At 69.2% G+C, this 23,491-nt stretch carries 18 protein-coding genes and 1 tRNA gene; 10 read left to right on the top strand and 9 right to left on the bottom strand.

Annotated elements, in window-relative coordinates:
* Nucleotides 1–30 precede the first annotated feature (30 nt).
* The 6 genes from thpD to AHOG_RS01770 form a co-directional block, all read right to left on the bottom strand.
* A complete protein-coding gene (gene thpD / locus AHOG_RS01795) occupies nt 31–933 on the bottom strand; it encodes an ectoine hydroxylase (RefSeq protein WP_093939807.1) in 903 nt (300 codons plus the stop codon).
* A gap of 198 nt (nt 934–1,131) precedes the next feature.
* Nucleotides 1,132–1,524 (bottom strand): ectoine synthase, encoded by a 393-nt coding sequence (locus AHOG_RS01790; protein ID WP_093939806.1) that lies wholly within the window; start codon nt 1,522–1,524, stop codon nt 1,132–1,134.
* A gap of 51 nt (nt 1,525–1,575) precedes the next feature.
* Nucleotides 1,576–2,829 carry a diaminobutyrate--2-oxoglutarate transaminase gene (gene ectB, locus AHOG_RS01785; RefSeq protein WP_093939805.1) on the bottom strand — a complete coding sequence of 418 codons (1,254 nt, stop codon included), beginning with the start codon at nt 2,827–2,829 and terminating at the stop codon, nt 1,576–1,578.
* A gap of 151 nt (nt 2,830–2,980) precedes the next feature.
* Nucleotides 2,981–3,526 (bottom strand): diaminobutyrate acetyltransferase, encoded by a 546-nt coding sequence (gene ectA, locus AHOG_RS01780; protein WP_093939804.1) that lies wholly within the window; start codon nt 3,524–3,526, stop codon nt 2,981–2,983.
* A 183-nt stretch (nt 3,527–3,709) separates the two neighbouring features.
* Complete coding sequence (mgrA, locus tag AHOG_RS01775; protein WP_093939803.1) at nt 3,710–4,696, bottom strand: L-glyceraldehyde 3-phosphate reductase; 987 nt, start codon at nt 4,694–4,696, stop codon at nt 3,710–3,712.
* A gap of 224 nt (nt 4,697–4,920) precedes the next feature.
* Nucleotides 4,921–4,996, bottom strand: a tRNA-Thr gene (locus tag AHOG_RS01770).
* A 432-nt stretch (nt 4,997–5,428) separates the two neighbouring features.
* On the opposite strand from AHOG_RS01770, the gene AHOG_RS01765 reads away from it, so the two are divergent.
* The 3 genes from AHOG_RS01765 to otsB all read left to right on the top strand — a co-directional run bounded on the left by AHOG_RS01765 (nt 5,429) and on the right by otsB (nt 11,051).
* Nucleotides 5,429–6,847, top strand: a complete 1,419-nt coding sequence (locus AHOG_RS01765; RefSeq protein ID WP_093939802.1) for a threonine/serine exporter family protein — start codon at nt 5,429–5,431, stop codon at nt 6,845–6,847.
* A gap of 189 nt (nt 6,848–7,036) precedes the next feature.
* Nucleotides 7,037–8,479 carry an alpha,alpha-trehalose-phosphate synthase (UDP-forming) gene (locus AHOG_RS01760; RefSeq protein WP_093939801.1) on the top strand — a complete coding sequence of 481 codons (1,443 nt, stop codon included), beginning with the start codon at nt 7,037–7,039 and terminating at the stop codon, nt 8,477–8,479.
* A 43-nt stretch (nt 8,480–8,522) separates the two neighbouring features.
* Complete coding sequence (gene otsB, locus AHOG_RS01755) at nt 8,523–11,051, top strand: trehalose-phosphatase (RefSeq protein ID WP_093939800.1); 2,529 nt, start codon at nt 8,523–8,525, stop codon at nt 11,049–11,051.
* A 236-nt stretch (nt 11,052–11,287) separates the two neighbouring features.
* On the opposite strand, the gene AHOG_RS01750 is transcribed toward otsB, so the two are convergent.
* Nucleotides 11,288–12,388: a LacI family DNA-binding transcriptional regulator gene (locus AHOG_RS01750; protein WP_093944064.1), complete on the bottom strand. Its 1,101-nt coding sequence runs from the start codon at nt 12,386–12,388 to the stop codon at nt 11,288–11,290.
* Nucleotides 12,389–12,976: 588 nt separating this feature from the next.
* A complete protein-coding gene (locus AHOG_RS01745; RefSeq protein WP_093939799.1) occupies nt 12,977–14,026 on the bottom strand; it encodes a LacI family DNA-binding transcriptional regulator in 1,050 nt (349 codons plus the stop codon).
* 282 nt (nt 14,027–14,308) lie between these two features.
* On the opposite strand from AHOG_RS01745, the gene AHOG_RS01740 reads away from it, so the two are divergent.
* From AHOG_RS01740 to AHOG_RS01710, 7 genes are all read left to right on the top strand, one after another.
* Nucleotides 14,309–15,562: an extracellular solute-binding protein gene (locus tag AHOG_RS01740; RefSeq protein ID WP_093939798.1), complete on the top strand. Its 1,254-nt coding sequence runs from the start codon at nt 14,309–14,311 to the stop codon at nt 15,560–15,562.
* A gap of 143 nt (nt 15,563–15,705) precedes the next feature.
* Nucleotides 15,706–16,584, top strand: coding sequence for a carbohydrate ABC transporter permease (locus tag AHOG_RS01735; RefSeq protein WP_093944063.1), 879 nt, complete (start codon nt 15,706–15,708; stop codon nt 16,582–16,584).
* Nucleotides 16,581–17,483 carry a sugar ABC transporter permease gene (locus AHOG_RS01730; protein WP_093939797.1) on the top strand — a complete coding sequence of 301 codons (903 nt, stop codon included), beginning with the start codon at nt 16,581–16,583 and terminating at the stop codon, nt 17,481–17,483. Before AHOG_RS01735 ends, AHOG_RS01730 begins: the two co-directional genes overlap by 4 nt.
* Before the next feature lie 121 nt (nt 17,484–17,604).
* A complete protein-coding gene (locus tag AHOG_RS01725; protein ID WP_093942968.1) occupies nt 17,605–18,693 on the top strand; it encodes an ABC transporter ATP-binding protein in 1,089 nt (362 codons plus the stop codon).
* Between the two features lie 132 nt (nt 18,694–18,825).
* A complete protein-coding gene (locus AHOG_RS01720) occupies nt 18,826–20,004 on the top strand; it encodes a metal ABC transporter solute-binding protein, Zn/Mn family (RefSeq protein WP_211290510.1) in 1,179 nt (392 codons plus the stop codon).
* Nucleotides 20,005–20,266: 262 nt separating this feature from the next.
* Nucleotides 20,267–21,091, top strand: a complete 825-nt coding sequence (locus tag AHOG_RS01715; protein WP_093939795.1) for a metal ABC transporter ATP-binding protein — start codon at nt 20,267–20,269, stop codon at nt 21,089–21,091.
* 29 nt (nt 21,092–21,120) lie between these two features.
* The gene (locus AHOG_RS01710) at nt 21,121–21,939 is read left to right on the top strand and encodes a metal ABC transporter permease (protein WP_093944062.1); all 819 of its coding nucleotides are present in this window, start codon (nt 21,121–21,123) and stop codon (nt 21,937–21,939) included.
* 54 nt (nt 21,940–21,993) lie between these two features.
* On the opposite strand, the gene AHOG_RS01705 is transcribed toward AHOG_RS01710, so the two are convergent.
* Nucleotides 21,994–23,343 carry an alginate O-acetyltransferase AlgX-related protein gene (locus AHOG_RS01705; RefSeq protein WP_157736581.1) on the bottom strand — a complete coding sequence of 450 codons (1,350 nt, stop codon included), beginning with the start codon at nt 23,341–23,343 and terminating at the stop codon, nt 21,994–21,996.
* Between the last annotated feature and the right edge of the window lie 148 nt (nt 23,344–23,491).

The raw sequence follows: 23,491 nt of genomic DNA, 5'->3' as shown, positions 1-23,491 counted from the left end.
ACGAATCGCACCGCCCGCCGTCCGCCGTCGTCAGCGCTGAACCGGGATGAAACTCCGGTCGGCGATGAACGTCGGCCGAGGCGCCGCAGCCGCGTAGGGATCGTGCAGCCGGTTCTCCACGCTGTTGAACACCAGGAAGATGTTCGAGCGGGGGAACGGGGTGATGTTGTTGCCCGAGCCGTGCATCGAGTTCGAGTCGAACATCAACGCCGAGCCCGCCGAGCCGGTGAACTGCTCGATGCCGTGCTCGGCCGCCAGCCTGGTGATGCTGTCCTCGTCCGGAACGCCGATCTCCTGTTCCTTGAGCGAGGCCTTGTAGTTGTCCTCCGGGGTCGCGCCGACGCAGGACACGAACGTCCGATGCGCGCCCGGCATGAGCATCAGCCCGCCGTTGAACGGATAGTTGTCGGTGAGCGCGATGGACATGCTGACCGCACGCATCCGCGGCATCCCGTCCTCGGCGTGCCAGGTCTCGAAGTCCGAGTGCCAGTAGAAGCCCTTGCCCTTGTACCCGGGCATGAAGTTGACCCGACTCTGATGGATGTAGACGTCGGAGCCGACGATCTGCCTGGCACGGTCGAGCACCCGCTCGTCGGCGGCGAGTCTGCCGATCGCCTCGCTGATCTTGTGGACCTCGAAGATCGACCTGACCTCGTCGGACGCCTTCTCCACGATGGTCCGCTCATCCGCCTTGACCTCGGCGTCGCTGGAGAGCCGCTGCAATTCCTGCCAGAACTGCTGCACCTCGGCCGGCGTGAGCAGACCCTCGACGGTCAGGAAGCCCTTCTCGTCATAGCTCGCCAAGGTCTGTCGGTCGATCGGGCCGGACGACACACCCGGCCACACCACCGGGTCCTGGCGGCGGATGAGGGAGGGCTCGGTACCCACCCGGGTGGGGTAGAGGTCCCCGGTCTCGACGTCGACGACAGTCATGCGCTCTCCAATCTCCGTGGCGAATTGCCGATAGGGGTCCGCGCCTCGCGGGCGAACCGCTCTCTTGGTTCGTGGTGGGAGTAAGCCTCGGGTCCGCGGCATGTCCGGTGTCTCCTACCGGATCTCATACCCTCCGGAATCTGTGGGCAATCGCCTCCAACAATGGTCGGATGTGTGGGGTCGGTGGTCGTCGAGCGCTCAGGCGGTCTCGACGATCAACGGGTAGACGCCGTCGGCGTCGTGCACCTCGGCACCGGTGACCGGCGGGTTGAAGACGCACACCGTCTTGATGTCGGTCTCGGCGCGAACCTGGTGCCGTTCATTGCCGTCGAGCAGGTACAGCGTGCCCGGAGCCAGCGGGTAGACCTCGCCGGTCTCCTTGTCCGTCAGCTCGCCGCGTCCCTCCGTGACGAAGACCGCCTCGACGTGGTTGGCGTACCAGAAGTCGTTCACCGTGCCCGCGTAGATGGTGGTCTCGTGGACCGAGAAGCCCACGCCCTCCTTCGCGAGGACGATGCGCTTGCTGCGCCAGTTCGGCGTCTTGACGTCTCGCTCCGTGTCCTCGATCTCACCTAGCGAACGAACGATCACGTGGTCACTCCTAGCACTCGATTCACATCAGATCAACGAGGTGGCGGCCGGTCAGCCGGCCTTGCCGCACACGGAGCGGACCGCGTCGGTGACGATCGACAGGCCGCGCTCCACCTCTTCGTCGGTGACCGTGAGCGGCGGCATCAGCTTCGCCACCTCGCTCTCCGGCCCGGAGGTCTCCATCAGCATCCCGCGCTCGAAGGCGGCGCGGCAGACCTGCCCGGCCTGCTCGGGGACGTCGAAGGCGAGTCCCCTGGCAAGGCCCCGGCCGCGGGCCTCCACGCCGGGAGTCGACTCGGCGATGCTCTCGAGCGCACGGCCGATGTGCTCGCCCTTGGCGCGGGTGCCCTTCTCCAACAGGTCGCTGGTCCAGTACTCCTGCAAGGCCGCGGCGGCGGTGATGAACGCCGGGTTGTTGCCGCGGAACGTGCCGTTGTGCTCCCCCGGCTCCCAGACGTCCAGCTCAGGGCGCAGCAGGGTCAACGCCATGGGCAGGCCGTACCCGCCGATGGACTTCGACAGGCAGACGATGTCCGGGACGATCCCGGCCGCCTCGAAGCTGAAGAAGGGCCCCGTGCGCCCGCAGCCCATCTGCACGTCGTCGACGATGAGCAGCATCTCGTGGCGCTTGCACAGTTCGGCCAGCGCGCGCAGCCACTCCGGCCGTGCGACGTTGATGCCGCCCTCGCCCTGCACGGTCTCGACGATCACGGCGGCGGGCTCGTTCAGGCCGGAGCCGCTGTCCTCCAGCAGACGTTCGAACCACAGGAAGTCGGGCGTCCGCCCGTCGAGGAAGTTGTCGTAGGGCATCGGCGTCGCATGAACGAGCGGGATGCCCGCACCCCCGCGCTTCATCGAGTTGCCGGTCACCGACAGGGCGCCCAGCGTCATGCCGTGGAAGGCGTTCGTGAAGTTGATGATGGACTCGCGCCCGGTCACCTTGCGCACCAGCTTCAGCGCCGACTCGACCGAGTTGGCGCCGGTCGGGCCAGGGAACTGCACCTTGTAGTCCAGCCCGCGCGGCGACAGCACGACGTCGCGGAAGGTGGTCAGGAAGTCGCGTTTGGCCACGGTCCCCATGTCCAGGGCGTGGGTGACCCCGTCGCGCTCCAGATAGTCGATCAGCGCGCGTTTCAAGATCGGGTTGTTGTGCCCGTAGTTCAGCGCTCCCGCGCCCGCGAAGAAGTCCAGATACGGCTTGCCGTCGGCGTCGTACAACCAGGTTCCGCTCGCCCGGTCGAAGACCGTCGGCCAGCTCCTCGAATAGCTGCGAACCTCGGATTCCAAGGTTTCGAAGACGTTCACGATACTCCGTCCGATCTCTGGTCAACAATTGACGACCGAATGCGACGACACGCCGACCGAGAACGGATCGATCCCCGACGATGCGCAGCAACGTCACCCCGGCCGAGGCGCCCGTCTCACCGAGCGCGAGAAGCCTGGCTTCGAAATGAATTCATAAATTGGGTGGGACGGCCACGAACGGGCCGATGCGATAAAGATCTTCGGCGGCGTGGCCTGCCGGGAACAGCTCGGCGGCGAAGAGATCGCGCCGCTCGATCGTGGTGGCCCGGTCGCGGGCCAGGCCGGTGAAGAGCCGGATGGAAGCCGCGTTGTCGGCGGTGATCGTGGTCTCGACGAAGCGCACTCCGGCAGGCGCCACCCGGTCGACCAGGGTCGACAACATGCGACCCGCCAGACCTTGACCTCGAAGTTCGGCGTCGACGGCGACCTGCCAGACCATGAGGACCTCCGGCGCGTCCGGCCTGCGGTACCCGGTCACGAATCCGCCGACGCGATCCCCCGTCCGTGCCACCACCGAGGTGGCCGCGAAGTCTCGACCCCACAGCACGTAGGCATAGGAGGAGTTCAGATCCAGCGAGCCGGAATCACGCGCGATTCGCCACATTGCCGCGCCGTCAGCCTGTGTCGGCGCCTCGATCATCACGCGCGCCCCTGACCCGCTTTCATCACTTGGTCGTGCTTGATGAGCCTTGGTCATGATGAGTCAACGTAACAGAGCCACTGAAAAGTGCGAGGTCAACGACCCACAGGCCACCCATCTACCAGGGGATTCACAAATACCCCGGTGACAAGCACAACAAAAAGCTTGCCCCCGACGTCGGACCGGTGTTAATAGCACACTACAGAATCGCACTCACAGGCACCCCCCGCAACAGGAGCCTCAGGCGACGGCGACGTCGATCTCGGCAAGCTCGGCATCGGTCAACGGCGGCGCCGTCAACGCACCGACATTCTGGTCCAGCTGGGCGGCCGAACTGGCTCCGACCAGCGCGGACGTCACTCGCGAATCGCGCAGCACCCAGCTCAGGGCGAGCTGGGCGAGCGTCTGCCCACGCCCGACGGCCACCTCGTTCAGCCTGCGCAGCGGGGCAAGCTGCTCCTCGGTCAGCTGCTCGGCCGACAGCGTGCCGCCCCGCGCCGCTCGCGAGTCGGCGGGCACGCCTGCCAGGTAGCGGTCCGTGAGCAGACCCTGCGCCAGGGGCGAGAAGACGACGCAGCCTGCCCCCAGCTCACCGAGCGTAGGCAGCAGCTCGGACTCGATCCCTCGATTCAGGATCGAGTACGAGGGCTGATGGACGAGAAGCGGGACACCGGCCCGCCGCAGGATGTCGGCGGCCTCCCGAGTGGCCGCCGCCGAATAGTTCGAGATGCCGACATACAGGGCCTTGCCCCGCTGGTGCGCCGAGATCAACGCGCCGATCGTCTCGTCCAGCGGAGTCTCGGGATCGAGACGATGGGAGTAGAAGACGTCGACGTAGTCGAGTCCCATCCGGCCCAGCGACTGATCGAGGGAGGCCAGCAGGTACTTTCGCGAACCGCCGACGCCGTAGGGCCCCGGCCACATGTCGTAACCCGCCTTGGTCGAGACGATCAGCTCGTCTCGGTACGGGGCGAGATCGTCGGCCAGCAGCCTGCCGAAGGTCTGCTCCGCCGAGCCGTAGGGCGGCCCGTAGTTGTTCGCCAGGTCGAAATGCGTGATGCCCAGATCGAAGGCGCGTCGGGCGACCGCGCGAGCCGCCTCGTAAGGACGTTCGCCGCCGAAGTTCTGCCACAGGCCCAGCGAGAGGGCGGGCAGTCGCAGCCCGCTGGCACCGGTGCGCCGGTAGGCCATGCCCTCATACCGACCGGGCGCCGCGCGATAGGACATCGGCGTTCCTCTCACTTCGACGGCACGGGGAGCAGAACAGCGTGGTTCTACCACGGCGAGAGCGAACCCGTCGTCATGAATCGATCATGATCAGGCATGGTCGACCGCCACACCGGGTCGACCCTCGATGACGCGATCGGCGGCGGCGACGACACGCGAGCCGGAATCGAGACCGCGACGGCCCCGCGGAGACGTCCACCGGGGCCGTTCGTGCTGGTCATGCCTGGAGCCGACGAGGGGGCTCGAACCCCTGACCTCTTGTTTACAAGACAAGTGCTCTGCCAGTTGAGCTACGTCGGCATGCCGCCGATGACGGCGGTCGCCTCACATCGTAGGACGCCGGGGCGGCGGCGCCCCACCTGCCCGTCGGCGACACGCGGTACGAGCCCCGGGGCCGTCGACCCGCAGGAGTGAGTCCGCGGTCACCCGGACGACGGGAACAAGGCCGGCTGACCTGTGTGTTCCCCCTCGAAGCCTAGCGTGAAGACGAGGTCCTCTCGAGTTCTGGATCAACACTTCACACCGACGACGTAAACGTGTCCAAGGCCACTGTCGACCACCTGCAACGGGCACGGCGTCCACGCCGATGACTCGGGCGGCTCCCCGTCACGCACGCAGGGGCCGCCCGGAGGATCCGACGTCAGCGGCGACCAGTCAGGAGACTCCCGACCACGACAGACACCCAGCCGACGTCGATCAAGAGACGGTGTAGCAAGACAAGGAGGCAGGCCCGTGGGTCTCGCCCAGCGGGCTCGTGACGTACTGCGCCGGAGGAACACGGCGCCTGCGACGAGCGAGCACGACGTCCAGTACGGGCCCGCCCTTCCCGCCATCCCGACCATCCATCTGGTCCTGGACCTCGCCCTGCGCATCGGCGAGGTCCAGATGGCCAGCGGCGCGGGCGCCGCCGACGCCACGGCGACGATCCTGGCCGTCACCAACGCCTACGGCCTGCCGCACTGCGAGGTCGACGTCATCTACACCTCGATCACCGTGTGCTGCCACCTCGGCGTCGACCAGGCGCCGGTCACGACGCTGCGGGTCGTGCGCAGCCGCTCGATGGACTACAGCAGGCTCTCCGCGACCGAGGACCTCGTCCGGCAGATCGCCTCGGGTGAGATCAGTGTCGGCGACGCGCACACCGAGCTCCAGCGGATCACCACCGCGCGGCACCCCTACCCGCGCTGGGTCTCGACGCTGGCCTGGGGCGGCATGGCCGCCTCCATCGCGGTGCTCATCGGCGCCGGGCCGTTCCTGGTGATTCTCGCCGCCCTGATCACCGTGGTGATCGACCAGGTGGGCAGGCTCCTCAATCGCCGGGCGCTGCCGTTCTTCTTCCAACAGATCGTCGGAGGGGCCATCGCCACCGGAGCCGCGATGGCGGTCTACGAATCCGATCTGCTCGGCGACGCCACCACGTCGCTGGCGGTGGGAGCGAACCTCGTCGTGCTGCTGTCCGGGCTGTCGGTCGTCGGTGTCGCTCAGGACGCGGTGAGCGGATACAACGTCACGGCCACCGGCCGGGCGGGCGAGACGCTGCTGATGACCGCGGGCCTGGTGACCGGCGTGGTGCTCGCGCTGCGGGTGGGCGTCGCGCTGGGCGCCTCCGAGGCGGAGGTCGCCGAGCGCCTGCCACCGGTGGCGGGCGAGGTCCCGCTGATGATGATCGCCGCCGCGACGACCGCCGCCTGCTTCGCCCTCGCCAGTTACGCGCCGCGACGCACGCTGCTCGTCGCCGCGGGCGCGGGCGCGATCGGACAGGCCGCCTACAGCGGGTTGATCCTGTCCACCCTGGTGGGTCCGATCCCCGCCGCGGCGGGCGCCGCCGCCGTGATCGGCTTCTGCGGCGGCATCCTCAGCAGGCGGCTGCGCGTCCCCGCGCTCGTCATCGTCGTCTCCGGGATCGCGCCGCTCCTGCCGGGACTGTCCACCTACCGCGCGCTCTACCAGCTCGCGGCGGAGAACGACGTGGCCAGCGCCCTGCCCGACCTGGTCATGGCGGCGGGCGTCGCGCTGGCGCTGGGCGCCGGGGTGGTGCTCGGCGAGTTCTTGGCCCACCCGGTCCAGCGCGGGCTCAGCAGACTGGAGCGGCGGCTCGCCGGGCCGAGGATGTCGGGGCCGTTGAACCCGACGCCTCGCCGACTCGAATGAGCAGACGTTCCACCAGGCGGAGCAACTGGTTACTCAGCGGAATGTGACGAGGACAACTCGATCAGCTCGCCCCGCCGGAAGCGGCTAGCCTCGTCCACACAGCTCTCACTCACGGAGCGTCCGCGCAGCGTCGCCGGTCCCGTGTCAGCCGGGCACGGCAATCGCTCCCCTGGACCGAGGAGGCGAACGGTGAGCAGCGCGAGCAGCACCTCTCCACTCGCGGATTTCATCGTTGTCGCGAACCGTCTTCCGGTGGATCTCGAAGAAGCCGAGGACGGCACGCAGCGATGGCGGCACAGCCCAGGCGGGCTGGTCAGCGCGTTGGAGCCCTTCCTGCGGGCCAGACGCGGCGCCTGGGTCGGCTGGCCGGGCGTCGCCGACGTCGACGTCGAGCCCTTCGAGGCCGCCGACAAGTACCTGCACCCGGTGTCGCTCAGTTCTGCCGAGTTCCGCGACTACTACGAGGGGTTCTCCAACGCCACGCTCTGGCCGCTGTACCACGATGTGGTGGCGCCGCCGGTGTTCGACCGCTCCTGGTGGGAATCATACGTTCGAGTGAATCACCGGTTCGCCGAGAGCTGTGCCGAGGTCGCGGCCGAAGGCGCGACCGTCTGGATTCAGGACTATCAGCTCCAGCTCGTGCCCGCGATGCTTCGCGACCTGCGGCCGGATCTGCGCATCGGCTTCTTCCTGCACATCCCCTTCCCGCCCGTCGAACTGTTCATGCAGCTTCCCTGGCGCACGGAGATCGTGCGGGGTCTGCTCGGCGCCGACCTCGTCGGCTTCCACCGCCCCGGCGGCGCCCAGAACTTCCTGTGGCTGGCGCGTCGACTCGCGGGCTTCGAACCGAGTCGGGGCAGCGTCGGCGTCCGCAACCGGCCCGGAGTGGTGCAGGTCGGCGACCGCCCGGTCCGGGTCGGCGCCTTCCCGATCTCCATCGACGCCACCGGATTCGACGCCCTGGCCCGCAGCAGGGAGACCCAGGCCCGCGCCAAGGAGATCCGCGCCGAGCTCGGCAATCCCCGCCGGATCATGCTCGGCGTCGACCGGCTCGACTACACCAAGGGCATCGACGTCCGGCTCCACGCCTTCGGCGAGCTGCTCAAGGAGGGCAGGCTCGACGCCGAGGACACCGTGATGATCCAGCTCGCCACGCCAAGCCGGGAGCGGGTGGAGCACTACAAGAAGATGCGCGAGGAGATCGAGCGCGAGGTCGGCCGGATCAACGGCCAGTTCAGCAGAGTCGGTCGCCCGGCGGTGCACTACATGCACTCGTCCGTGGAACGCACCGAACTGGCCGCGTTCTACTGCGCGGCCGACGTCATGGTGGTCACCCCGGTCCGTGACGGGATGAACCTCGTCTGCAAGGAGTACGCCGCGTGCCGCCACGATCTGGGCGGGGCGCTGGTGCTCAGCGAGTTCGCGGGCGCCGCGGCGGAACTCACCAGTGCGTTCCTGGTCAACCCCCATGACCTGGATGGGGTGAAGAATTCTCTAGTCGCCGCCCTGAACGTCGATCCGACCGAAGGTCGCCGTAGGATGCGCGCACTGCGCCGTCAGGTTCTCACCCACGATGTCGATCGCTGGGCAAGGTCTTTTCTTGAGGCGCTGGGAACGCAACTCACGCCCTGACCGCAGTTCACCAGTCCACCCCTGATGCCGTGAGGAGGAGGCGTTGACCGCCGAGGCCCTCCCCGCCGATCTTCGCCGCGCGATCATTCAGGCAGCTCGGACGCCCCGACTGCTGATCGCCTGCGACTACGACGGAACGCTCGCCCCGATCGTCGCGAACCCCGACCAGGCCAGACCACTTCCCGAGTCCGTCCACGCACTGCGATCGCTCGCGGCCCTGCCGACGACGACCACCGCGGTGATCTCGGGACGGGCTCTCCGTGATCTGGCCACGTTGTCCCGTCTGCCCGCCGAGGTCCACCTGGTGGGCAGCCACGGCTCCGAGTTCGACGTCGGCTTCGTCCACAAGCTGGACGCCGAGGCGACGGCGCTGCTCACTCGACTCAAGAAGCACATCGAGAAGATCACCGCGGGCTACGAGGGCGTTCACCTCGAGATCAAGCCCGCGAGCATCGCCGTGCACGTTCGCCGAGCCGAGCCGGACGTGGCCGACCAGGTGATGGAGATCGTCAGAACCGACCCGGCCACCTGGGACGGAGTCGAGACCACCGAGGGCAAGGCGGTCCTCGAACTGGCCGTGGTGCAGACGGACAAGGGCAACGCGCTCGACGTCCTGCGCCATCAGGTCGGCGCGACCGCCGCGCTGTTCATCGGCGACGACGTCACCGACGAGAAGGCGTTCCTGAGACTGCAGGGACCGGATCTGGGCATCAAGGTCGGCCCCGGTGATACGGCCGCTGGGTATCGGATCGACGACACCCCGGCCGTGGCCACGGTGCTGGCCTTCCTGCTGGAGGAACGGCGCACCTGGCTGTTCGGCGAGCAGGCGCCGCCGATCGAGCGGTTGACCATGCTCGCCAACGCGCGATCGGTCGCACTGCTCACGCCCGACGCGCGGGTCACCTGGATGTGCCATCCCGAGCCGGATTCGGCGGCCGTGTTCGCCGACCTGCTCGGCGGGCCCGGTGCCGGTCATTTCTCGATCAAGCCGGAACGCAACGGCCTGCCACTGGGTCAGCGGTATCTCCCCGGCACGATGACGGTCGAGACGCGCTGGTCACGACTGCTCGTCACCGACTACCTGCATCAGGACTGCGAGAGTCATCGCACGGACCTGACCCGGCTGATCAGCGGCACGACGCCGGCGAGCGTCGAGTTCGCGCCGAGGCCGGAGTTCGGTCAGGTGCAGATCCAGCTGGTCCGCGAGGAGTCCGGGCTGCGGGTCCTGGGAACCTCCGACCCGATCGCGCTCTACTCGCCGGGCGTCGAGTGGGAGATCCACACCGACGGCATCCACGAGACGGCACGCGCGGTCGTGCATCCCGAGGCGGACGAGCCGGTGGTGCTGGAGCTGCGCTGCGGCACCGACGATCTGACGCCGTCGGAGACCTCGGAGGCCGCCCGCCGTGATCGCGCGGGCCGCTACTGGTCCGAGTGGCTCCACACCCTGGAGCTGCCGCCCGTCCAGCGTGAGCTGGTCGGCCGGTCCGCGTTGACCCTGCGGGGGCTCGCGCATGAGGAGACCGGCGCGATCCTGGCGGCGGCGACCACCTCGCTGCCCGAGGAGATCGGCGGCATCCGCAACTGGGACTACCGCTACTGCTGGGTCCGGGACGCGGCACTCACCGCCCAGGCGCTGGTGTCTCTCGGGTCCACGGTGGAGGCGGAGGCGTATCTCGGCTGGCTGCATCGCATCCTGGACACGCTGCCCGGCCCCGAGCGGCTGCACCCGCTCTACACCCTCTACGGCACCGCGTTGGGGCCGGAGGCGGTGATCGACACGCTGCCCGGTTACGCGGGCTCGCGGCCGGTTCGCGTCGGCAACCTGGCGAACCAGCAGGTTCAGCTGGACGTCTTCGGGCCGGTGGTCGACCTCGTCGTCCAGCTGACCGAGGTCCGCGGCAAGCTCACCGACGACGACTGGGGCATGGTCAAGTCCATGGCCGAGGCGGTCTCTCGCCGGTGGAACGAACCCGACCACGGCATCTGGGAGGAGCGGCACGCACCGCGTCACCGGGTGTACTCCCGGGTCATGTGCTGGGTGACCGTGGACCGCGCGATCAAGCTCGCCGAGGCACACGATCGCGAGGCGAACCCGGCCTGGCCCGCGTTGCGCAGCGAGATCGCCGAGGACGTGCTCAAGCACGGGTGGAACGAGGAGGTCCAGTCCTTCACGACCGCCTATGACGGCACCGATCTGGACGCCGCGACGCTGCACATCGGCCTCGCGGGTCTGATCGAGCCCTCGGACCCCCGGTTCCAGGCCACGGTCACAGCGACGGAGGCCGAACTTCGAAGCGGTTCGACGGTGTACCGGTACAAGCGGGACGACGGTCTGCCCGGCACCGAGGGCGGCTTCCACCTGTGCGCCACGTGGATGGTGGAGGCGTACCTGCTCACCGGCAGGCGTACCGAGGCCGAGGAGCTGTTCCAGCAGCTCGTCGACGCGGCGGGCCCGACCGGACTGCTGCCCGAGGAGTACGACCCGATCGCGGAGCGCTCGCTGGGCAACCACCCGCAGGCGTACTCGCACCTGGGTCTGATCCGCTGCGCCCGGCTGCTGTCCGCCTGAGGATCCTTCGCTCGAGGATCGACGAAGGACGAGAGCAGGGCGAGGAGCCGCAAGCCCCGCCTGCCGTCGTGACGGCAGGCGGGGGGCGAGCGGTGGGCATCCGGTGCGATGCCCGCGCCGAAGGGCATGACGATCGGGTCTTCGCGGCGAATGCCGAGCGACAGGGGCCCTGACACGGCCGGCGCTCGCCAGCCGTGTCAGGGCTCGCGAGCGCTGTCAGGGCTCGTCATCCGGCGTCAGGGGCCGAACCAGCGCTCCTGTGCCGTCCTCGGCGCCGCCGAGGTGGTGCCGATGATGAGTTCGGTCGGCAGCGTGACGCGACGCGGCCTGCCGTGATCGGTCGGATCGGTGAGGAGCCTGCCTGCCGCGAGGCCCTTCTCTCGGACCGGCTGACGCACCGTGGTGAGGCCGATCCGCTCCGCCTCGGCCACGCAGTCGAATCCCGTGACGGTGAGGTCGTGCGGAACACGCAGCCCGCGCCGGGTCGCCTCCTGGATCGCGCCGAGGGCGAGGATGTCCGAGGTGCACACCACGGCCGTGATCTGCGGATCGCGATCCAGCAGTTGCGCGGCCGCGGCGGCCCCGTTGTCGATGTCATGGTCGAAGCGCTCGACGACCGACACGCCCGACCAGTCGACGCCCACGGAGGAGAAGGCCTCGGCGAGTCCGGCCAGGCGGGATCGCTGCACGTGGAAGTGGGCGCCACTCTGTCTGGCCTGGGGGACGACGTCGTCGTTGCGATCCCGGCTCAGGCGCATGCAGATCACGCCGATCCGCCGGTGTCCCAGCGCGATGAGGTGCGCGGCGACCTCGGTCATCGCCGCGTGATCGTCGATGCCGACGGAGTCGAACAGTTCCAGTTCCGGCTGGTCGCACACGACGGTGGGCACGGGCCGTTCGAGCACGGCGGCGAGATGCGGATCGTCGTCGGGCACCGAATAGACGACGAATCCGTCGACGCCCGCCCGCTGAACGGCCGCGACGTCCTCTCGCTCCGGATTGGCGGGTACGAGCAGCAGTCCCTGTCCCGCGGTCTCGCAGGCCAGGGCAAGCCCCTCCAGGAAGCTGACCGCCGCAGGGTCGCGGAAGGCGTAGGAGAGGTTCTCGGTCAGCAGCAGTCCGACTGCGCCCGCCTTTCGGGTCCGCAGTGAACGCGCCACCGGGTCGGGTCCGGGATAACCTAGACGCCGCGCGGTCTCCAGGACTCGCCGACGAAGCTCGGGAGAGAGCTGGTCAGGGCGGTTGTAGGCATTGGACACGGTGGTCCGTGAGACCCCGAGTTCTGCCGCCAACGAAGCCAAGGTAGCCGGGCGGCGGGCATTCATTGACCGCGCCATGAAGTGACCGTAACGGTCCAGAACCACTAGGTGAAGCATGCGCGACGCTCACCACTAGAACGAATGCATTTACGCAGTTCAGCACCTCCAGTTGGGCGAGAACTGGTTCAGACCAATTTGCCTCAGGGAGTGTTATGTGAATCAAGAAGTTCCTGCTGGCCGCCGGGGCCGCACCACCTGACGGCGATCTCATGACCCGACTCGCAGACCCCACGACACACCGAGCGGACGGCCGCCCGCCGGATGGCGAGGCGTCGCCGTCGGCTGATTCGGCGGCACCACCGGACGATCCGCCCTCGGGTACCGCCGACCTTCGATCGGCTGACCCGTGTCCGGCGCCCGACCCGCGAGGGCGTTCCGCGCCCGCAGGCCCCGTCGGCGGGCGCGGTGGCAGACAGCGCGGTGGCAGACAGCGCGGTGGCAGACAGCGCGGTGGCAGACAGCACGGTGGCAGACAGCGCGGCGACGGACGGCCCGGCAGACGCCGCGTGGGCACACCGACCCGTCAGCGGCCTGCCCGCGATCACCCCGGCCGCCCGCGACGACCGGGCCGTCCCCCGGAGATCACATGCCGTTCGCGGCGGCACCTCACCGTGCGGGCGGCGCGGTGGACTCCCGCACCACCAGGCGCGGCCGGAACACCCGACTGAAGGTGTCGGCCGTGGAATCGGACTCCGGCTCCAACCGCTCCACCAGTTCCGTGACCGCCGCCGCCGCCATCTCACCGATCGGCTGCGCCAACGTCGTCAACGGCGGTCCGCAGTGCGCCGCCAGAGTGCTGTCGTCGAAGCCGACCACCGAGAGGTCCGCGGGCACCGAGAGCCCCTGTCGCCGCGCCTCGGCCACGACGCCGAGCGCCATGTGGTCAGAGGAGCAGATGACACCCGTCACCTCGGTGCGGGCCAGCAGCTCGCGCAAGGCGCTCGCACCGCCCGTCGCACCGTAGGGGGCGTGGGCGACCAGCTCGGGGCGCGACACGTGCCCGGCCTCCTCCATCGCCGCCGCCCAGCCCGCGTGCTTGAGCCGGGAGGGCAGGGAATACGCCGGGCCGCTGACGAAGCCGATGCTCCGATGCCCCAGTTCGAGGAGATGCCGGGTCGCGGTGTAGCCGGCGAGCTGCTCGTCGACCCGGACGTCCGGCACGTTCAGGGAGGCCGCGCCCCCGTTGACGAACACCAGCTGCACGCCGTCGTCCACCAGCCTTCGGTAGTGACCGCGCACCCGGCCGATCTCGCCCTCGGCCGCGCCGCCCTGATTGGTGATGTCGGGCGACACGAAGATCATGCCCTCGACGCCCCTGGTGAGCAGCATCCGCACGTACTCCTCCTCGCCGAGGCCCTGCGGGCTCAGCGAGCGGGTGTTGCACAGCATCGAGGCGTAGCCCGCGCTGGCCGCCCTCGTCTCCAACGCCTCGGCGAAGGCGGGGAACACCGGGTTGGACAGTTCGGGAACGAGCAGGCCGATGACTCCGGTACGCCGCAGCGCGCCGATGCCGCGCGAGGTGTAGGGCATCTCCGCCAACACGGTGAGCACGCGCCGTCGAGTGTCCTGGTTGACCCCCGCCCGACGATTGAGCACCCGGCTCACCGTCGACACGCTGACACCCGCCGCCCTGGCGATCTCCGACAGTCCCGCCACCCGGCCGCCTCCTCTCGCTCGCCGCACCGCATCCGGTGGAGAGCAGCCTGCCGACCGTTGCAACTTTTTGCAACCTCCCGGCCGCCGATGCCTACCCGACCGCGAGCCGAATACCGGCCCGCTTCGAGCCGGCGGCGGCTCGTTACCAGTTGGTTACCGGCAGTCCCTTGACGTGAGCTGCGCAACAGGAGTGCAATCCGCGTCAACGAAACTGCAAAATCTTTCAGTCATCGACCTCTGCATGCCCGCGGAAGGTCCTTTCGGGAGGGTACGACAGCAACGATGCGACGTAGAACTCTCAACGCCATGTCCGTGATGGGGTTGGCCTCGGCATTAGCGCTCACCGCCTGCGGCTCCGGGGGCGGCGACGGCGACGGCCCGGCCGCGGTCACGTTCTGGGACACCAGCGGCCCGGCCGAGTCCCCGGTCTTCGCCCGACTCGCCCAGGACTGCGGTGAGGCGGGCGGCTACCAGGTCGACATCGAGCAGGTCGCCTTCGACCAGGCCCTCAACAACTACCGGAACGCGGCCCAGGGCGGACAGGGGCCGGACGTCTTCCGCGCCGAGGTCGCCTGGGTCCCGCAGCTCGCCGAGAACGGCCTCATCCAGGACCTCTCCGAGACCGACCTCGCCGACCCCGCCGACTTCCTCGAGACCCCGTGGAGCTCGACGCAGTACGACGGGCGGACCTACGGCGTCCCTCAGGTCACCGACACGCTCGCGCTGCTCTACAACCGGGACCTGCTCGACGAGGCAGGCGTCGAACCCCCGACGAGCTGGGCCGAACTGGCCGAGTCGGCACCCCCGCTCGGCGGCGAGTCGGCGATCTTCTTGAACAACGACGCCTACTACGCGCTGCCCTTCGTGTACGGAGCGGGCGGTGACCTGGTGGACACCGAGGCACAAGAGATCCTGGTCAACTCCCCCGAGGCCGTCGAGGGACTGACCACGGCGAAGGACCTGCTCGACGAGGGCGCGGCGCAGACCGCGCTCGACCAGGGCAACTCCTACGGCAACATGAAGGCCGCCTTCGTCGCGGGCGACGTCGCCATGATCATCGACGGTCCGTGGGCGGTGGCCGAGCTGCTGGAGGGCGACGCGTTCGCCGACCCCGAGAACCTGGGCATCGCCCCTGTGCCGGGCCCGGAGGACGGCGCGGGCAACTCCCCGGTCGGCGGCCACGACTACGTGATCCGGCAGGGCAGCGCCGCGACCGAGTCCGCGCAGGACCTCATCGCCTGCCTGAGCAGCACCGAGTCGCAGATCACCGTCGCCACCGAGCTGGGCCTGCTGCCCACCCGCGAATCCGCCTACGCGGACCCGGCGGTGGCGGCCCAGCCGATCGTCTCGGCCTTCTCCCCGGTGATCGAACGCGCGCATCCTCGGCCCTGGATTCCCGAGGGTGGCGAGCTGTTCGACCCGTTGAAGATCGCCTACTCCGACATTCTCGCGGGCAACGTCGAGCCGCAGGACGCGCTCGACGAGGTGGCCACGATCTACCAGGACACGATCCTCACCGAGTACTCCGTCAGCTAGGACGACCGCGCCGGTCGGGACTCGTCCGGTTCGCATGCGGCGACGCATCGAACCGGGCGAGCGACCCGGCCCGCTTTCGCCGACGAGCAAGGAAGGACGACACCGTGCGCCGGTTCCTGGACCGATACTGGTACGCCTACGCCATGGTGCTGCCGGTCGTGGTGGTGATCGGCGTCCTGGTGCTCCTGCCGCTCGGGCAGGGCCTCTTCTTCACCTTCACCGACATCAACGAAGGCAACATCGCCAACCCGTTCCTGGATCGACCCTCCACCTACGACGTCGTGGGGCTGGCCAACTACCTCAACGTGCTCTCCGGCGAGCCCGCCTACGGGGCGTTCTGGGCGACGCTGGTCCGCACGCTGATCTGGACGTTCTCCGGCGTCTTCTTCCACTACGTCATCGGCCTCGGCCTGGCGATGCTGCTCAACCGCCCCATGCGCTTCCGCAGCGTGTACCGGGTCCTGCTCATCCTGCCGTGGGCGGTGCCCGCCTTCATCAGCGCGTTCTCGTGGCGCTACCTCTTCAACGCCGACTACGGACTGATCAACTGGGCACTGGAGTCGGTCGGGCTGCCGACGCCGGTCTGGCTCGGTCAGTCGAACATCGCGCTCGTCGCGGTGATCATCGTCAACGTGTGGCTCGGCGTGCCGTTCATGATGGTCGCGCTGCTCGGCGGGCTCCAGGCGATCCCGGCCGACCTGTACGAGGCGGCGGAGATCGACGGGGCGACCCCGTGGCAGCGGTTCGTCCACGTCACCGTTCCCGCGCTGCGGTCGGTGTCGAACACGGTGATCCTGCTCGGCGTCATCTGGACCTTCAACATGTTCGCCGTCATCTATCTGATCACCGGACCGAACCCGAACACCCGAATCCTGATCACCTACGCCTTCGAACGCTTCTTCTCCGGCGCCACCAGGGATTACGCCATCGCCTCCACCTACGGCGTGCTGATCCTCTCGGTGCTGCTGGTCTTCGCCACCGTGTATCGCCGCGCGCTCAAGCGGCAGGGGGAGGTCTGGTGAGCATCGACGCCGCATCGTTACAGGTCAGCAGGCAGGCGGCCGCGCCGAGGCGGTCCTCGCGGACTCGGCGGTCCCGACTGGCGAGCTTCGGCCTGCACGCCACGCTGATCGTCGCCTCCTTCATCGCCGTGTTCCCGGTCTTCTGGGTGCTGGTGACCTCGTTCAAGCCGGACTCGCGGGCCATCGAGCCCACGCCGTCGCTGTTCAACGAGTCCAGCCTCGCCAACTACCGGGCGATCCTGGCCGGCGAGAAGGGGAACTTCCTCGCCTGGTTCGGCAACTCCGTGGTGATCGCCGGACTCACCACGGTGATCGGTCTCTTCCTCGCCGCCACCACCGCCTACGCGGCCAGCCGGTTCAACTTCCCCGGCCGCCGAGGGCTGCTGCTGGGCTTCCTGGTGATCCAGATGTTCCCGTTCGCGGTGCTGATCGTGCCGCTCTACAACATCCTGCTCGCCTTAGGCCTCCAGGGCTCGACCATCGGCCTGGTGCTCGTGTACTGCACCACGGCGGTGCCCTTCTGCACCTACATGCTGAAGGGCTACTTCGACACGATCCCCGTCGACATCGACGAGGCGGGGCGGGTGGACGGCCTGTCCCCGTTCGGGGTCTTCTGGCGCCTGGTGCTGCCGCTGTCCCGACCCGGTCTGGCGGTCACGGCGTTCTACGCCTTCCTGACCGCGTGGGGCGAGGTGGCGTTCGCTTCGTCACTCCTCTCGGCGGCCGACGAGTCCAAGACGCTGGCAGTGGGCCTGCAGATCTTCATCCAGCAGAACCGCACCGAGTGGGGACATCTCGCTGCCGCATCAATCCTTGTCGCGATCCCGGCGATCGTGGTTTTCTACCTGGTACAGCGCTTCCTGGTGTCCGGCCTCGCGGCCGGCGGCGTCAAAGGGTAATCGAACAAGAACCTCACGTAGCGGCGACGATGCTGCGGGCGGAGATGTCGACCGAATCGGCCGGCAGGGGTCCGGCTCGACGGCTCGGCGTTCGCTACCTACTGCGTGGAAGGTGCATCAGATGGCCGATGTGGCTTACAGGGGTGCTTCGCGGGTGTTCGCGGGAACGCCCCCGGTCAAGGCCGTGGACCAGCTCGATCTGGAGATCTCCGACGGCGAGTTCCTCGTCCTGGTCGGCCCCTCAGGCTCCGGCAAGTCCACCGCCCTACGCATGCTCGCCGGACTCGAGGACATCGACGAAGGCGCCATCCAGATCGGCGGCCGCGACGTCACCCACACCCCGCCCAAAGGCCGCGACATCGCCATGGTCTTCCAGTCCTACGCCCTCTACCCCCACATGACCGTCGCCGAGAACATGGGCTTCGCCCTCAAACTCCGCCGCATCCCCAAAGACCAGATCAAAGCCAAGGTCGACGAAGCCGCCCGCATGCTCGACCTCACCCCCTACCTCGACCGCAAACCCAAAGCCCTCTCCGGCGGACAACGCCAACGCGTCGCCATGGGCCGCGCCATCGTCCGCGAACCCTCCGTCTTCCTCATGGACGAACCCCTCTCCAACCTCGACGCCAAACTCCGCGTCGAAACCCGCGCCAACATCGCCGCCCTCCAACAACGCCTCGACACCACCACCATCTACGTCACCCACGACCAGGTCGAAGCCATGACCATGGGCCACCGCGTCGCCGTCCTCAAAGACGGCCTCCTCCAACAATGCGACACCCCCCGCACCCTCTACGACGCCCCCGCCAACGCCTTCGTCGCCGGCTTCATGGGCTCCCCCGCCATGAACCTCAAAACCGCCACCCTCCACCCCGACGGCGCCCACCTCGACGGACTCACCATCCCCCTCACCACCACCACCCGCACCACCCTCGACACCGACACCATCACCATCGGCATCCGCCCCGAGAACCTCCACCTCACCACCACCGAACCCGGCATCACCCTCACCGTCGACCTCGTCGAAGAACTCGGCGCCGACGCCTACGTCTACGGCACCACCACCGCCGACACCCCCGAACGCTTCATCGTCCGCGTCGACTCCCGCACCCCACCCACCATCGGACAACAAGTCACCGCCACCCTCACCACCCCCGACCACACCCACCTCTTCCACCCCACCACCGGAAACCGCATCACCACCAACTAACCAACCGGCGGGCGTCCGACTACTCCGTTCGGGGACCGGCTTGCGTCACAGCCACCCGAACGGAGTAGAGCCGGCGGCTACACTGGATTGACTATCGTTTCCATTTCCGAGTCAGTCTCAGGAGGCCGACGCATGAGATCCCGGATGAGGCGACCCGGTGCCCTGGTGGGCGGCCTGGCGGTCACCGTGCTGACGCTCGCGGCGTGCGGCGACGGCGAGCCCGCCGACCAGGGCGGCGCGGGCGACGGGGCGCTGCGGGTGACCACCTCCACCAACGTGTGGGGCAGCGTCGTGAGCGCGGTCGGCGGCGACGAGGTGGAGGTCGTCGCGCTCATCGACGACCCATCGGCCGATCCGCACTCCTACGAGGGCACCCCGCGGGACGCGGCAGAGGTGCAGGATGCCGACCTGGTCGTGCTCAACGGCGGCGGCTACGACGAGTTCATGACCCGCATCCTGGAGTCGACGGACGCCGACAAGCCGACCGTGGACGCCGCCGAGCTGTTCGGCTTGGACGACGCCCACGCCGAGGACGACCATGCTGAAGACGACCATGCCGACGAGGTGTCCCCGGACGACGACAGCCGGACCGGACCCGGCGGCGAGCCGGTGCCCGCGCCCCCGGTCGACGAGACCGAGGGTACCGACGACGAGCACGCCGACGACGAGCACGCCGACGAGACCCACGGCGACGACGAGCACGCGGACGACGAGCACGCGGACGACGAGCACGGCGGTGACGAGCACGGCCACGGCCATGACCACGGGCATGACCACGGGGACGGCAACGAGCATGTCTGGTACCACGTCGAGACCGTCGGCGCCGTCGCCGACGCGGTGGCCGAGGAGCTCGGCAGGCTGAACCCGGACTCCGCCGACGTCTACACCGCCAACGCCGAGGCCTTCCACGCCGAGATCCACGAGCTCGGCGACCGGATCGACGCCCTCGGCTCGGATCTCGACGGCGCGGCGCACATCCTGTCGACCGAGCCGCTCGGTCAGTACCTCTTCGCCCGTGCGGGGCTGCACGACGTGACTCCCACGGACTTCCTCCGGGCCGTGGACGCCGAGACCGACCCGCCCGCGGCGGCCATCGCCGAGATCAACGAGGCGATCGACGGCGGCGAGATCGACGCGCTGGTGTTCAATCCTCAGACGGAGACGGGCGTGACCGGTCAGGTCAGGGAGCGTGCCGAGGCCGCGGGCATCCCCGTGGTGGAGTTCACCGAGACCCTGCCCGAAGGCGAGGAGGACTACATCGCCTGGATGACCGGTCAGGTGGAAGCCCTGTCCACCGCGCTGAGGCCCTGATTCGGCGTCGCCGTCGAGTAAGTCGGCCTCGGCCCGGCGGATGCCGGACTCATCGTGAGAAGGCTGTGAGCCGGGCGGCTCGCGGGCCCGACGGTTCCGCCCCGAGAGGCCGGCTCGCGGGAGACCGGCGGCTCGCGGGAGTATGGGGCGGTTCTCGCGGGCAGGGCGGGCACCGGCGACGACCCGCAGTCAGTGCGACGCTCGGCCGCCCGGTCGTCGAGACCGGCCGCACCGGGCGGCCGCGGCAAGAACGAGGACAGTGATGACATCCGGCTCCGAAGACCCGACCGCGCTGCGCCTGCGGTCGGCCACCCTCGCGTTCGGCGAGCGAACGCTGTGGGACCGGCTTGACCTGGAGGTGGCCCCCGGCGAGTTCCTCGCGGTGCTGGGCCCCAACGGCTCCGGCAAGACGAGCCTGCTGCGCGTGTTGCTCGGCCTACAACCACTGACCAGCGGGTCGGTGCGGATCGGCGGCCTGCCTGCGGGCAAGGGGAACCGGCGGATCGGATACATCCCGCAGCAGCGCACCATCGAGCCGACCCTGACGGTCCGGGGGCGTGATCTCGTCGGCCTGGGGCTCGACGGGCACCGCCTCGGCCTGGGTCTCCGAGGCCGTGCCGAACGCAGGCGGCGTGTCGACGCGGCGTTGCGGTCGGTCGGCGCCTCGGCGTTCGGCGATCGGCCGCTCGGGCTGCTCTCGGGCGGCGAGCAGCAGCGGCTCCGGGTCGCGCAGGCCCTCGTCGGCGATCCCGCGCTGCTGCTGTGCGACGAGCCGCTGCTCTCGCTGGATCTCGCGAGTCAGCGCATGGTCAGCGAACTGGTCGCCGACTCGGCGCGCCGCAAGAACGCCGCCGTCCTGTTCGTCACCCACGAGATCAACCCGGTGCTGCCGGTCGTCGACCGGGTGCTCTACCTGGTCGACGGCCGCTTCCGCATCGGGACTCCCGAGGAGGTGATGACCTCCGAGACGCTGTCCGAGCTGTACCGGACGCCGGTCCAGGTCATCCGCCTGGCCGACCGCATCCTGGTCGTCGGGGGCGAGAACGGCGCCGCGCACCACCATCACCCGGCGGAGGAGACGCCGTGAACCTCACCGCCCTCTTCGACTTCGAGACCATGTTCCGGCTGCTTCAGCTGGACTTCGTCCGTCAGGCGCTGCTCGCCGCCGCGGTGCTCGGGCTGGTCTCGGGTGTCCTCGGTCCCCTCGTGGTCGCCAGAAACATGTCCTTCGCCGTCCACGGCACCGCGGAACTGGCCTTCACAGGAGCCGCCGCGGCACTACTGCTGGGGCTGAGCGTGGGCGTCGGGGCGCTGGCGGGCGCGGTGATCGCCGCCGTGATCCTCGGCGTCCTCGGCAGGCGGGGCACCGAGCAGGACTCGGTGATCGGCGCGGTCCTCGCCTTCGGACTCGGCCTCGGCGTCCTGCTGCTATGGCTGTATCCGGGCCGTGCCTCCAGCAAGTTCAGCCTGCTGGTCGGTCAGATCGTCGGGGTGGACTCGACCGATCTCGCGCTGTTGTCCGGGGCGTCCATCGCGGTGATCGCGGTGTTCGCGGTGCTGTATCGGCCGCTGCTGTTCGCCAGTGTCGACCCCGAGGTGGCGTTGGCCAGGGGCGTCCCGCTGGCATGGCTGACGCCGATCTTCGCGGTGCTGGTCGGCGTGGCCACCGCGCTCGGCGTCCAGACCGTCGGTGCGCTGCTGGTCCTCGCCCTCATGGTCACACCGGGCGCCGCGGCTGCTCGGGTCACGGCGAATCCGGTGACGGCCACCGTGCTGGCCGTGCTCTTCGCCGAGGCCGCCGTGTTGGGCGGGATCGTGCTCTCCCTCGCGCCCGGCGCGCCGGTGAGCAGCTTCGTCACCGCCATCTCCTTCACCATCTACCTGGTGTGCAGGCTGATCGGGCGCTACCGGCTGCGCCGGGTCGGCACCGCCTGAGCATGAGCCCGGCGGCGGGTGACGCCCGCGCCGATCGGCGGGGCGACTCCGGTCTCACGGCCGAGGCCGCGCCGCGAGGGCCGCACCGATGTCGGCGACCACGCCGGGGTCCAGGAACGGCGTGACGCCGCCCGCGATGAGCCGCTCCACCGACTGCACGACGATCACGTCGCCGTCGGCGAGCATGTCGAGCATGGCCGCCCGATCGCTCTGCGCCGCCGTATAGTTGATCAGGCTCAGGTCGGCGAAGACGGCGGGCAGGTACCGGCTGGTGGAGACCATGAAGGAGTCGCCGAGCAGGGCGACGGGCTCGGCGATCATGCCCGGCGTCGGCTCGCCCGCGATCCGCACCGGCTCATCGAAGCGATGAATTCTCGGGCCGGTCCGGTCTAGATCGCCGTCCGGCCGCAGCCGGTAGCGCATCCCGTCCTCCTCGGTCGGTCTGCCCTGCATGACCGCCAGGTCGGGCGTGTGCACCGCCGCCCCGTCCCGGTCGATCACCCAGCCGTCCGGGCTCCCCGGCTCGATCCGCTGCGCGACGGCGCGCAGTGCGGCGAGCGCGCCCTCATCCGTCCAGTGGGTGTCCATCCGGTAGTAGGCCGGGTCGCCCTCCCCCACCGCGGGCCGACGCAACGCGGAGCGCAGATCCAGCGCACCGGTCTCGGCGGGCACCCGAGCCCAGAACTCGTCGGTCGCCTGTCGCGCGCAGTCCAGGTCCGGATACCGATCAGGCAGGTTCTCCGGCACCACCGTCGACTTGTCCGGCGCGATGAGGATCACGAGTTCCCTCCCGGAGGCCTCGACCACCCGACGTAGCTCCTGTAAGGCGTCGATGGACTGGTCGAGGTCCCGATACGGGCGGCACTTCCCCTCGACGTCGTAGCCGAGGTACAGCCAGCCGTTCTTCCCCTCGATGACCTCACTGGACTCGGCCAGGATCAACGACTCGGTCATGTCCGACGGTCCCGCGCCGTCCCCGTCCGGGGCCCGTTGACGACCCGGCGGCGGAGCGATCGGGCCGGGCAGCTCCACCGGAGGGCCGCCGCGTCCCCTCGGCTCGGCGAACAGGCCTCGGCTGATGCCGTCGGCGGCTCGCACCGCGGCCTCGCGGAACACGAGGTGGTCGACGGCCCATTGCGGCATCCCGGTGAAGAGACCCCAGCCGTCCGCAGGGGTGGGCAGTTCCACCAACGGCCGATTCTCGATCTCGGCGGCTCGGACGCCCACCGCATAAGCGGCCAGCGGTGCCGCGAAGAAGACGACACCGGCGATCAACGCGGTGAGCTGACGTCCACCATGACGAGGCCGGTACAGCGCATGTTCCCTCGGCAGCCAGGACTCGTGCACCGCAGGCAGCGCGGACGTCTCGGGCGGCTCGCCTGGAGTGCCCTCCTGGAGCGTCACGTCGTACACGGTAGCCACCACCGAGGCCGAGAGATACGGCCGTCGGCAACCTTTGATCGAGTCGGAACGTGCCGCGGACGTCTGCTCCGACCGGGCCGCGGCGCGCATCGGGCGATTCCATCGCCGACGCCGAGGAACGACCGACCAC

The sequence above is a fragment of the Actinoalloteichus hoggarensis genome (genome assembly GCF_002234535.1).
GTDB classification, from domain to species: domain Bacteria; phylum Actinomycetota; class Actinomycetes; order Mycobacteriales; family Pseudonocardiaceae; genus Actinoalloteichus_A; species Actinoalloteichus_A hoggarensis.
This window is presented reverse-complemented; position numbering and strand designations above follow the sequence as displayed.